10 protein-coding genes are annotated in these 11,472 nt (G+C 65.1%); 7 read left to right on the top strand and 3 right to left on the bottom strand.

Annotated features, from left to right (window positions below):
- Positions 1–216 precede the first annotated feature (216 nt).
- Entirely contained in the window at positions 217–2,811 is a 2,595-nt protein-coding gene (locus tag VT03_RS11990) for a hypothetical protein (protein WP_075093197.1), read from the bottom strand.
- A gap of 124 nt (positions 2,812–2,935) precedes the next feature.
- Entirely contained in the window at positions 2,936–3,130 is a 195-nt protein-coding gene (csrA, locus tag VT03_RS11985) for a carbon storage regulator CsrA (protein ID WP_075093196.1), read from the bottom strand.
- A 442-nt stretch (positions 3,131–3,572) separates the two neighbouring features.
- Between csrA and VT03_RS11980 the strand changes: the two genes are divergently transcribed.
- The 7 genes from VT03_RS11980 to VT03_RS11950 all read left to right on the top strand — a co-directional run bounded on the left by VT03_RS11980 (position 3,573) and on the right by VT03_RS11950 (position 10,720).
- The gene (locus VT03_RS11980; protein ID WP_075093195.1) at positions 3,573–3,824 is read left to right on the top strand and encodes a hypothetical protein; all 252 of its coding nucleotides are present in this window, start codon (positions 3,573–3,575) and stop codon (positions 3,822–3,824) included.
- A gap of 487 nt (positions 3,825–4,311) precedes the next feature.
- Positions 4,312–5,580, top strand: a complete 1,269-nt coding sequence (locus VT03_RS11975) for a DUF58 domain-containing protein (protein ID WP_075093194.1) — start codon at positions 4,312–4,314, stop codon at positions 5,578–5,580.
- Between the two features lie 292 nt (positions 5,581–5,872).
- The gene (locus VT03_RS11970; protein WP_075093193.1) at positions 5,873–6,841 is read left to right on the top strand and encodes a DUF1559 domain-containing protein; all 969 of its coding nucleotides are present in this window, start codon (positions 5,873–5,875) and stop codon (positions 6,839–6,841) included.
- A gap of 515 nt (positions 6,842–7,356) precedes the next feature.
- Positions 7,357–7,560 (top strand): hypothetical protein, encoded by a 204-nt coding sequence (locus VT03_RS34180; RefSeq protein ID WP_197489311.1) that lies wholly within the window; start codon positions 7,357–7,359, stop codon positions 7,558–7,560.
- A gap of 295 nt (positions 7,561–7,855) precedes the next feature.
- Complete coding sequence (locus VT03_RS11960) at positions 7,856–8,134, top strand: ferredoxin family protein (protein ID WP_075093192.1); 279 nt, start codon at positions 7,856–7,858, stop codon at positions 8,132–8,134.
- 352 nt (positions 8,135–8,486) lie between these two features.
- Entirely contained in the window at positions 8,487–9,773 is a 1,287-nt protein-coding gene (locus tag VT03_RS11955) for a PQQ-binding-like beta-propeller repeat protein (protein ID WP_075093191.1), read from the top strand.
- A 236-nt stretch (positions 9,774–10,009) separates the two neighbouring features.
- Positions 10,010–10,720 carry a Swt1 family HEPN domain-containing protein gene (locus VT03_RS11950; RefSeq protein WP_075093190.1) on the top strand — a complete coding sequence of 237 codons (711 nt, stop codon included), beginning with the start codon at positions 10,010–10,012 and terminating at the stop codon, positions 10,718–10,720.
- A gap of 355 nt (positions 10,721–11,075) precedes the next feature.
- Here VT03_RS11950 and VT03_RS11945 read toward each other — a convergent pair whose 3' ends face one another.
- Entirely contained in the window at positions 11,076–11,264 is a 189-nt protein-coding gene (locus tag VT03_RS11945) for a hypothetical protein (protein ID WP_075093189.1), read from the bottom strand.
- Between the last annotated feature and the right edge of the window lie 208 nt (positions 11,265–11,472).

Genomic DNA, 11,472 nt, shown 5'->3' with positions numbered 1-11,472 from the left:
ACCAACCCGCCGGGATTACGAAGCAAGCTGTGTGGATTGGGGGAGTCCTCAACGCTGGTACCACAAAACGGACGTCCGTTGTTTACCACGGTTCCTCATGGAAGCGCCTCCGGCGGCAAGGGGGTGAGACCCCCTTGACCCCGGCTGCCGTGGCACGATGGGTTTGACGTGGCACAGTCGGGCCGGCAAGGAGATGGTTCGAGACTCAGCTGCGAGTCATCGTGGAGGTGCAGCAGGCCGCGCTCCAGCCGCCTGCGCCGCGCGCTCCAGCTCGGCGACCTTCGCCCGCAACGCTTCATCGCCCGCCTGCGGATACAGAATGCGCGTGACCCGCACGAGCTTCAGCACCTCCGCGTTCTGGCCGAGCGCCAGCATCGCCTCACCCAGCCGCAGCCGGGCATCGAGCCATTCCGCGGAACCCTTCGTTTCCAGCGCTTCCAGCTTCTGCCACCACCCGCGAGCCCGCTCAATGTCGGTCCGCTGCCCCCGCCGCAGCAGAAGCCCGGCAGTGGTACGGATCAGCTCCCGGTTTCCCGGCTCCAAGCGGAGCAGGTTCTCGTAGATATCAACGGCCTCAGGAAGGTTCCCGGTCACCGTATAGGCCTGAGCCAGACACTCCGACAGCTTCCGCTGCAACGCTGGACTCAGTTCCGCACGCCGCGGCTCCAGCCGCCGCGCGGCGTCGAGCTGCAGGCGTCCGAGCTCCCGCTGCGCCTCGGGGGGCAGATCGGCGGCGACGTCCGCCAGCCCCAGCAGGACATTCAGCATCTCCTCCGGCGGCCCCTCCTGCAGGGTGGCGAGCCGGGCCCGTGCCCCCGCAAAGTCCCGCTGCGCCGCCGACTGGACGATACCCAGCCGCGTCGCCTGACTGAGGACGTCGTTCCAGGCCGGATCCATCTCGACCCGGTCCCGCTCCGCCGTCCGCCGGGCGACTTCGACGCTCTGTTCGATCCGCTGGAGCACCGCGTCTCCGCCCAGGTCCGCCGTCCCGCCGCCGGCCGCAGCCCCGCGCATCATCTGAAAGCGAGGGAGCTGGAGCGCCGCCAGCGACTGGGCCGGAGTCCAGGACTGCGGCGGACCGGGAAGTCCCGCCACCAGCGCCTTGAGCCCGTTTTCTGCGGCTGCCTGCGCCTGCGGGAGGTCCCGGTTCCTGGCGCGGGCGGCACGCCACCGTTCGACGTAGGCCCGCGCCAGCCGGACGCGGGCCTCCTCGAACGACTTCGCTTCGGGAGGAATCGTTTCGAGCAGCGCAATGGCGGCGTCCCAGTCCTCGTCCTGGGTCCGGACCAGCGCGAGGAGCCAGGCCGCTTCAAACGCGGTGGCGTTCCCGGGATAGCGGCTCCGCTGCTGTTCGAGCGCCTCAAGATAGGCCCGGCGATGCTCGGCCGACGGTTCCGCGGCCGCCCACTGTCCCAGCGTCCACGCCCGCAGCAGCGACAGCTCGGCCGCTTTGTCGCCCGCCGTCGGCTGGTCGAGGACCGCCTGGAGGGCTGCCGCGGCGTCGGCATAACGCTTCTGGCGGATCAGGACCGAAGCCCGGGTCGACTCGATCTCGACCATCGCGTCCAGCTTCCCGAGTCCGCGGGCCGTCTGCGAGGCGGCGGCAAACTGCTGGAGCGCCTCGTCGGTCCGGCCCGCCTGGTAGTGCTGGCGGGCGAGGCGGATCTGGCCCGCCAGCTCACTCCCGTAGGTCCGGACTTCGTCGATCGTCTCCATCCGCCGCCGGGCCAGGACCTGCCAGGGCCCCTGCATCGACTCGACTTCGCGCGACAGGCGGCTCCAGATGTCCGCCGCCAGCGTCTCGTCCTTCCGGTCACGGGCAAGGGCCCACGCCCCCAGGAGCGCCTCGACGAACTCGGCTCGGACCTCCTCGCTCAACTCGGGGCGAGTCTTCCTCGCTTCCAGGACCCGCGCGATGGCGTCGGGGTGCTTTCCCTGGCGAACAAGAATCCGGACCTGCTCGGCGAGAACGCGGTCCTGGAACCGGGCCGGAAGGTCGTCGTTGGCGAGATCGTTCGCGAGCGTCATCGCCTGGTCGAGGTCGCCGCCGAGCCGGAAGGCGACCACCTTCTGGATCCGGGCTTCATTGGCGAAGGTGGAACGCGAACGGGCCAGCGGATCGAGGACCGCGATCGCGTCCCGCGCCGCCTGCGTCCGCGCCGGCGTGCTGGGAGCAACACGGGCGAGTTCCACCTGCGCGAGACCGAGCTGCATCAGGACCCGCTCCTGCAGCCGGCGGAGCTCCGCCGGACTGATCGCCCCGTCCGCGATCTGCGCCGACGTCACCCCTCCCCGCTTGATCTCGCTCTGCAGCGTGTCGCCGGCCGACTTCAGTTCGACGATTCCGCGCTGGAGAAGCGACCGGGCCGATTCGGCGACCTGCGGATTCCCGGTGTCGAGCTGGGCGTTCCATCCGAGTGCCACACCGCGGTCGATCGTGAGGAGCGCCCGCTGGACCGCCGCCTCGAGCCGCCGCGGATTGGGGCGCCCCTCGTCGAGGGGCGGGGCGAGGATCTCCTCCGCCCGTTTCCAGAGCTCCTCCTGGTCCGTCCCGCCGGTGGTCAGGGCGTGGAGGGAGAAGGTCCGGGAGAGCTCGACCGCCAGTTCGGACTGTTCGGCGGACGAAAGCCGGCCTTCGCTCAGTCGGCGGAGCCCGTACTGCTCGGCGAGCCGGAACAGCCCCTGGGCCCGGAGACCGTCAAAATACGCCGCGAACGGCTCCCGCGCGTCCGCGATGCCGCAGGAGCAGAGGATCGCCAGTCCCCACAGGGTGCGGACCAGCGCCCGGGCGTGTTGGGGGGAGCGCAGCATTCCGGAACGATACGCGGGTCGTTTTCCGGCTGACAAGGCCCGTTTTCAGGCCGGGCGGCGGGCTCCCCCCAACAAAAAAGCCCCTCGGGGGGAGGGGCGTGACGTCGGTGGAACGGGGCGAGGATCAGACCGTCGCCTTTTGTTCCCGCGTCGCGTTTTCACGCTTGATTGCTTCGTAGACTTCTTCGCGGTGCACGGGAACGTCCGAGGGCGCCTGAATTCCGAGGCGCACTTTGTCCCCGCGGATGTCCACGACCGTGATGACAATGTTGTCACCGATCATGATGCTTTCATCGCGATGACGTGAGAGGACGAGCATGCTGGACTCCTAAGCTCTGGTCCGGGGGAGTCGCCTCTGCCGCCCGTCGCAAAGAGTTGGCGACGGCGGGCAGGCCCCAGTCCGTGGTGACGTTGTGATGGAACACGGCTGACAGTTCAGATTTGCCGCGACACCTTACAGATCGGATGATGTCAAGCGGGGGGAGATGCGATGATGGCGGCAAATAGTGAAATCGCTGGGCCCGCGTAGACATCGCGGATTGAACGGTGCCTCCCGAATGTGACTGACGCTCGGGGGATGCGCGGTTCGCCGGAGGTGACGGTGAAACCGGCCGGACTGGGAAGACCGGTCCGGTAAAATTTCCGGAAACTGCGGAATGTTCTGAAGACTCCGGGCGTGGCGGGTCGATCAATCTCGGTGTCGGCGAATCTCTCGCCGCTCTGCCGAAGACATGGTTACTCCGCTCCCTGGAGCATTGGCAATGAATGTCCGTCTGAACCTGAAGCGATCCGCCGGTCTGGCTCTTGGGGGCCTCCTGATCTCCGCTTCGCTGTGCGGCTGTCAGACGACGATTGGTGGACAGACGCTGCCGTCGGCCCACTATCTGGAAGACGATATTCAGTACTTCCCGGCGGGTGAGGAGTACCTCCTGCCGAACACGCGTCGTGCTCATCAGGAGTACAAGGCGGCTCGTGCTGGCGAGAATGCCGAGACGTACAATCCGATCCAGTAGTGGTCGGTTGGTGGACTGGGTGCGCCCGGTCCCCTCATTGCAGACTTCAAAGCGCCCGCACGGCTCGTGCGGGCGTTTTCGTTTTGTCAGTCGGGGTCCAGGGGGTAACCCCTGGTGGGGAGTGCAGAGGGGCAACGCCCCTTTGCCCGCCGGAGGCCTGGCCGTCGAGAATTGTCTGAAGGAGATCGTGTCCAAGCGCGGATGACGTGCCGTATGCCCCCTCACCAACCCGCGGGGATTGCGAAGCAAGCTGTGTGGATTGAGGGAGTCCTCAACGCCGGCTCCACAAAGGGGACACCCGTTGCTTACCACGGTTCCTCATGGAAGCGCCTCCGGCGGCAAGGGGGCCTGTGTTGTTTTCTTGGCCCCTTGACCCCGGCTGCCGTCGCACGTTGGGTTTGAGCTATGCAAGCTGTGCCGGCCAGGACGCGGTTCAAGCATTCGGACCGGTCGCTGCTCCTTTCAACGCTGACGGCCACGCGACACAATGAACGCGTCGGGACTCACCACCCTCCCAAAGCCCAATCCCCTGCGCACCCCCTATCTATTCCGCACGGCACGCTTCGTCCTCGGCTTCAAGCTCACCCCGCTCGGCCGGGGAGCGGCCGTCCTGCTCTTCTTCTCCGCCATGGGCCTGGTGACCGTCGACATCCCGATCTACCAGATCTTCTGCGGACTGGTCGCCCTCCTGGGGGCCGTCGAGTTCACCGGGACCATCCTGGGACCCCGCCTGTCAGTCCGGGCCGAAATCCCCGCCGTCGGAACCGTCGGCGAACCGATCCTCGGGACCGTCCGCGTCGTCAACCAGGGGATGCTCCCGGCCTTCGACCTCATGGCCGGGATCTTCCGCGGGCCGTCGGCGATCCGGCAGGTCGACGCCGACGAGTTCCTGCCACACCTTCCCCGGAACGCCGAGGCCGCCATTCCGGTTCGGCTCGTCGGGATTCAGCGCGGCGTCTACCAGCTGCCCGGGGTCAACGTCCACAGCACGTTCCCGATGAACTTCATGCGGTTCGGCGGGAACGAGACCCCCCGCACGACCCTCACCGTGGTCCCGCGCTACCACGCGCTGGAAGAGTTCGTGATCCCCTTCAGCAACCGCTACCAGCCGGGCGGCGTGACCCACGTCAACGGCGTGGGACAGTCGCCGGAGTATCTGGGAAACCGGGAGTACGTCGCGGGAGAGCCGGTGCGGAGGCTCGACTTCCGGGCCTGGGCACGGCTCGGACGGCCGGTCGTGCGGGAGTACCAGGAGGAGTACTACTGCCGCGTGGCGCTCGTCCTCGACACGTTCGTCCCCGCCCGCTGGACGGTCCGCAAACGGGTCCATCCCGAGTTCGAGGCGGCGGTCTCGCTGATGGCCGCCGTCGCGGAGGCGATCGACCACGAGAACTTCGCGGTCGACATCTTTGCCGCCGGCCCGGAGATGTACGTCTTCCGCAGCCAGGCGGGCCAGGGGCGCCTGGACGCGGTCCTGGAGATCCTGGCGGGCGTCGACGTCTGCCGTCGGAACCCGTTCGAACATCTGACCCCGGCGCTTGAGCAGAACCTGGAGTCGATCTCCACGGTCGTCTGCCTGCTTCTCGACTGGGACGAATCCCGCCGGCAGTTCGTGGAAAAGGTGGCGGAGGCGGGCTGCGCGACGCGGGTCCTCGTGGTCCGGACCCAGCCGCCGACCGAACCGCTGCCGGCGCTCGAGTCCTACTCGCAGGTCGATCCCGCGGCGGTGGCCCGCGGTGACGTAAGGGTGCTGTAGAGCACCGACCGCGCTGAAACGGCTGGGCTGCCCGCGATGTGCAGAGCGTCGCTCAACCTTTGGGCAGCCTCGTCGGACGAAGGTGCAGACGCTCTCGGGGCGTCCGTGAATCGTTGCGTTTTCCCGCGGGCAGGAAGCGAGTTTATTTCTTCTGTTAAGAGAGGTTAGGGCATTCTGTGACCTCTTCTGCTGAGCGGAGCAGCGATGTTGGCACACAGGATGCCTACATCGTAGGCGTTCTCTGAGTGCTATCAGGGATGTGTCCCGCCTCAATCGCCCACCTGGAACTGAAATGACGTTCGCTTCCACCCGCGCCACCAAGCGCGGGTTCACTCTGATCGAGTTGCTCGTCGTCATCGCCATCATCGCCGTTCTGGTGGCGATTCTTTTGCCGGCGGTTCAGCAGGCCCGCGAAGCGGCCCGGGCGTCCCAGTGCCGGAACAACCTCAAGCAGCTCGGCATCGCCTTCCACAACTATCACGAGACCTACGGACAGCTCCCCCACGGCAGCCACCCGAGCAACAGCGGTGGTGGGGGGTATAACATGGGATGGGCTCCCAAGCTGTTTCCGTTCATGGACGAGGGAAACCGCTACGAGAAAATGGTGCGGATGTCGCCGAATCCGATCACGGAACTCGGCCCTTGGCGCTTCGACGCTGCCCCGCATTTCGGTCGCGATCCGGTTTGGGGCCCAGTCCCCACGCTGGCCTGCCCAGCATCACTCCTTGGAAATCGCAGCCCCGACATCGTTAACGCTACTTTGTCTTGGATTGTCGGACAGGGAGCTCTGCACTACCGCGCGTGCGCGGGCCGCTACGAAGATGTTACGAATCCGACCGACGGTGCCACCTGGCAATGGGCAAACTCAGGGGTCATGTATCCGCACAGCAACACCCGGATCGATGACATCAAGGATGGTTCGTCCAACACAATCCTGCTTGGTGAGTCGTCTTCTTCCCAGGGGTGGGCAAGCGGCACTAAGACAGGCTGGGGAGGAATCCATCCCTGGACATGGGGCATCTACTGGTATGCCGCGCCGTCCACTCAGCGGTTGATCATCGATTCGAAAAACATCCAGCTCCCGATCAACTTTCGAGGTTCGTTCGCAGAGAACATGACCCCCTACAGCAGTTACCACGACGGCGGCGCGAACTTCCTCATGTCGGATGGTGCCGTACGGTTCCTCGCCGAGCACATGGATCTAAACCTGCTGAAATCACTGGGAACTCGCGCAAAGGCCGAACGTGTGGGTGATTTTTAGGTTGCTCTGTCGAAACCACGTGTCCGACCAGAATGCAGTCCTTGTGGAAGCAGGGTTCGGGAGACGCGTTGGTTGGAACAGGAATCATCAAGTGTCTCGGTCGACCTATCGGCTGTGGCCAACTGGCTCCGTGGCGTAATCGAGAATGAGGTCTGCCTGAAGTGATCTTCGCGATCGGTCGACCTTGAGACCCTGCGAATCGAATAGGACTTCGGCGACCTACGGCACTCAACATGGGAATTCGATACGTGATCCTTCGTCGCTCGTGTCTGTTTGTATTATCTCTGGTTGCCTTTGGGGGACTGGCGGGCTGTGGGGGCAACAGCAATCGTCCGAAGACCGCGGAGGTCAAGGGGGTGGTGACATTCGAAGGAAAGCCCCTCCCATCGGGCTCTCTTCTCTTCGTCCCCACCGGCGGGGGCCCGTCCGCGCAGGGTAACATTCGCGATGATGGGTCCTACGAGTTGGGAACATTCACGGATGACGATGGTGCCGTGCTAGGAAGCTTCAAAGTGATGATCACCGCGTATTCGCAGCCGACGGGCGGAGTGGGCCTTCCGGAAGACGCTGCGAATGGGAACGCAGCCTCAATTGCGCTGATTCCGGAGATCTACGGAGACCTCGAAAACTCCGGGCTGACCGCGACCGTGACCGAGTCTCCGAACACTATCAACTTCGACCTCGTGAAGCAGACGCCGAAGAAGAAGGCCCGGGGCTGAACGGCGGGCGGGCCGGTGGAGTACAGATCGTCTTTCCAGGATCGTCGGGCCGACGGGATGGAGGAGGCTTTCGAGCGGGCGTGTTGTCGCAGGGCCGAACCGCCTGATCGGTGAAGGCGAGAACAAAGTTCCGGATCGCCGTAACGGATCAATCGGAGGCATTCACGCCGCCGGATGGGCCGTGCCTCTTCGAACCTTACGATTCGCTGCCGGCTTCTTGACATCCGCGCGCGGGGAGGCGTAAAACGCGGGCGAGGGCGCTTCTCGTTGTGGTCATCTTCTCTGAGGGGCTTTTATGACGTACGTCGTTGCGGAACCGTGCTTCGCATGCCGGTACACGGATTGTGTCGTCGTCTGTCCGAAGGAGTGCTTCTACGAGGGTGAGCAGATGCTGTTCATCCACCCGGACGAGTGCATCGACTGCGATGCCTGCCGGCCGGAATGCCCCGTGACCGCCATCTTCGCCGAGGACGCCCTCCCCGAGCAGTGGGCGGACTACAAGGAACTCAACGCCGAAATGGCGAAGCAGTGCCCGAACATCAAGGAAAAGAAGGCGCCCCTGGCCCAGGGATAGCGCGCTGACGACCCGGGCATCCCCACGACTCGGGGAGACGAACTTCGGCGGAGGGATTCGGGCGAGACCGTCGCGATACGAAGGGGGTCGGCGATGCCCCGTGGGCCCCTCGTCGCCTCGAGTCCAGTTTCCGACGACGCCTTCCGGTCTCGCTTTCTCCCGATTTTCTCCGAGAGGCGTTCCGCCTCGGCGGTGGACGATTCCGCTGCGCCGGGGATTGGCCGCGTGATCGGGCGGGTTTACACTCCGGACACCTTGCCGGCCGATTGGCTTCGCGACGGCGTATCGGCGAGGTTCTGCCCGGACTTCCATCCGTCCCGGCAGACGTCGGTTATCCGTCCCGGGAGGAAGCATGCGTCGGACGTTGGCGGTGTGCAGTCGAGTGGTCCTGTGTGCAAGTCTGGCAGTCGCCGCCGCCCAGGCCGCCGACTGGCCGCAGTGGCGGGGCCCGGCTCGCGACGGCATCTCCAAGGAGCAGGGGATGCGCAGCGACTGGGAAGCCTCCCCTCCCAAGCTCCTGTGGGAGCTTGACGGGATGGGCGGGGGCTACGCCAGCGTGGCGGTCGTCGGCGACCGGCTCTATACGACCGGCAACACCGAGGCGGGGCAGTCCCTGATCTGCGTCGACCTCCCGTCGAAGAAGATCGCCTGGTCGACCCCGCTCACCGAGAAGTCCCCCAAGCACGGCTATGAAGGGGCCCGCTGCACGCCGACGATCGACGGCGATCAGGCGTACGCCGTCAGCTCCGACGGCGCCATCACCTGCGTCGACGTGAAGAACGGCGAGATCAACTGGACCCGCAAGTTCTCGGACTTCGGCGGAAAGATGATGTCCGGCTGGGGCTTCTCGGAATCGCCGCTCGTTGACGGCGACCGCGTCCTGTGCACCCCCGGCGGGCCGGACGCCATGATCGTCTGTCTCGACAAGAAGACCGGCGGCGACATCTGGAAGACCTCCATGCCGAACATCGGCGAAGGGGGCAAGGACGGGGCCGGCTACTCCTCGATCGTGATTTCGAATGCCGTAGGCGTGAAGCAGTACGTCCAGCTCGTCGGCCGGGGCGTGATCGGGGTGCGGGCCAGCGACGGCCAGTACCTGTGGGGTTACAACCGCGTGGCGAACGGCGTCGCCAACATCCCGACGCCGGTCGTCTCCGGCGACTCGGTCTTCGCCTCGACCGGCTACGGGACCGGGTCGGTCCTGCTCCAGCTCATCAAGGATGGCGACGGAGTGCGGGCTGAGGAGAAGTACTTCCTCAACGCCGACACGTTCCAGAACCACCACGGCGGGATGATCCTGATCGGCGACCACATTTACGCCGGTCACGCCCACAACAAGGGGTTCCCGATCTGCGTGGAGCTCAAGTCGGGCGAAGTTGTGTGGGGGGGCAAGATGCGTCCGCCGCAGGGGGCCGACGGGTCCGCCGCCGTGACCGCCGTCGATGGCAAGCTGATTTTCCGCTACCAGAACGGGCTGATGGCCCTGATCGACGCCACGCCGGCAGGCTACAAGCTTCTCGGCACCTTCACGCCGGTTTTCCAGGAGAAGGAGAGCTGGTCGCACCCGGTCGTCGTCGACGGGAAGCTGTACCTCCGCGAGCAGAACAAGCTGATGTGCTACGACGTGGGGAAGTCCTAGGGAGTTGTCCGTTTTCAGTCGTCAGCCATCGATTTGATGGGCGACGGGCGACTGGAATGGGGCGGCCGCGGAAATCGCTCCGGCAGAATCCCCCGCTCGGCTCCGGTCGAGGTCGCGGTCCGAAGGGATCGCGATGTCCCGGCGCCGGACGGGTGTTATGCTTTTCAGGACGTCCGAAGGTTGGGCCATCGTGACGGTTGGAACAGAGCCGGCGGAGCGGCCGGTCAGGTGAATTTGTGGCAACAAACAACGAACGGGTCGGCATTGCCCTGAGCGCCCTCTCAGAGGGGATGAAGGACTACGTCGAGAAGAAGATCAAGACCATTCACCGCGACCGGTGGGTGTCGATCGTTTCGTCCAGCTTCCGCGACGACCGCTCCCGCGTTTCGGAGGACGGAAAGTCGATCGACTGGGACGCCCACGCGCTCCTGACCGTGATGTGGGACCAGTGGAACTCGATCTTCCGGCACGACCTGGGGCATGCCGAGCGGAGCCTTGTCAGCGAGCTTCGGGAGTATCGCAACCGCTGGGCGCACCAGCAGCCGTTCGACTTTGACGACGCCTACCGCACGCTGGATAGCGTCCGCCGGCTGCTGGAGGCGGCGAAGGCCCCCAATGTGGCGGTGGTCAACGCGGAGAAGCTGGACCTGCTCGAGTCCTTTGTGGCCGAGGCGGTCAATACCCAGCTGATGAACACCGCGTTTCATCGCAACAAGTACTGGGTGATCCTGATCTACTCCCTGTGCTGCCTGGCGCTGGTGGGGTTCATCTACGTTTACGGCCACGGCAGCATTGCCCCGACGGTGGGGGTGATCGCGCTCGTGTTCGTGTACCTCGTCTACCAGCAGTTCAAGCTTGAGCCTCCGCTGCTGTACGGGCCGCGGGAGTGCCAGCGGTGCCACCGGATCATTTATCGCCGGGACTGTCCGTACTGCGCCAACCCTTAGCGGGCGGTTGTTCGGGCACCGTGCTCGCCGGCACAGTGCCCATAGCTCAAACCCAACGTGCGACGGCAGCCTGGGGTCAAGGGGGTTTCACCCCCTTGCCGCCGGAGGCACTTCCGTGAGGAACCGTTGGACACAACGGACGTCCCCTTTGTGGTACCAGCGTTGAGGACTCCACGCTCGCATCGGAATCCCCGCGGGTTGGTGAGGGGGCATACGACACGGGGTCCGCGCTTAGATACTCACTCCTTCAGACATCTCTCGACGAGACAAGCCTCCGGCGGGCAAGGGGGCGTGGCCCCCTTGCATCCCCCACCAGGGTCTCCCCTGGACCCGGTCTATGGGCAGCTCGCATTCCCTATCGCGGCGCCAGCGGATGATTGATCACGCGGAGCACACTGTTCCAGTCGGCCGGATGCTTGTAGAGAACAATCCCGACAATATCGAACATCACGTCCCCCACGATCACGAAGAAGAAGACCCCCGTAATCAGGAGCATCTCCGCGATCGGAAACTGCGGCAGCGGGAAGGGGAACTTGATTTTCATGACGGCCTCAAATCACAAAAATTTCGGGAGGGGAGCATAGCCCCCCCTCCAACCCTTGAACATCCAGTTTCCCTTGGGTTTACCGAACATCCGGACCACCTCCCTCACCCCTCTGGAGCAGCGGCGGCTTCATATCTTCTTCACGTTTTTCGCCGCTAGATCGCACGCGGATTGATGTTCTGACGATCTGCGGCGGTCGAACAATCGA

Source organism: Planctomyces sp. SH-PL14, assembly GCF_001610835.1.
Classification (GTDB): domain Bacteria; phylum Planctomycetota; class Planctomycetia; order Planctomycetales; family Planctomycetaceae; genus Planctomyces_A.
Note: the sequence above shows the minus strand (reverse complement) of the source record. Positions and strands in the feature narration are given on the sequence as shown.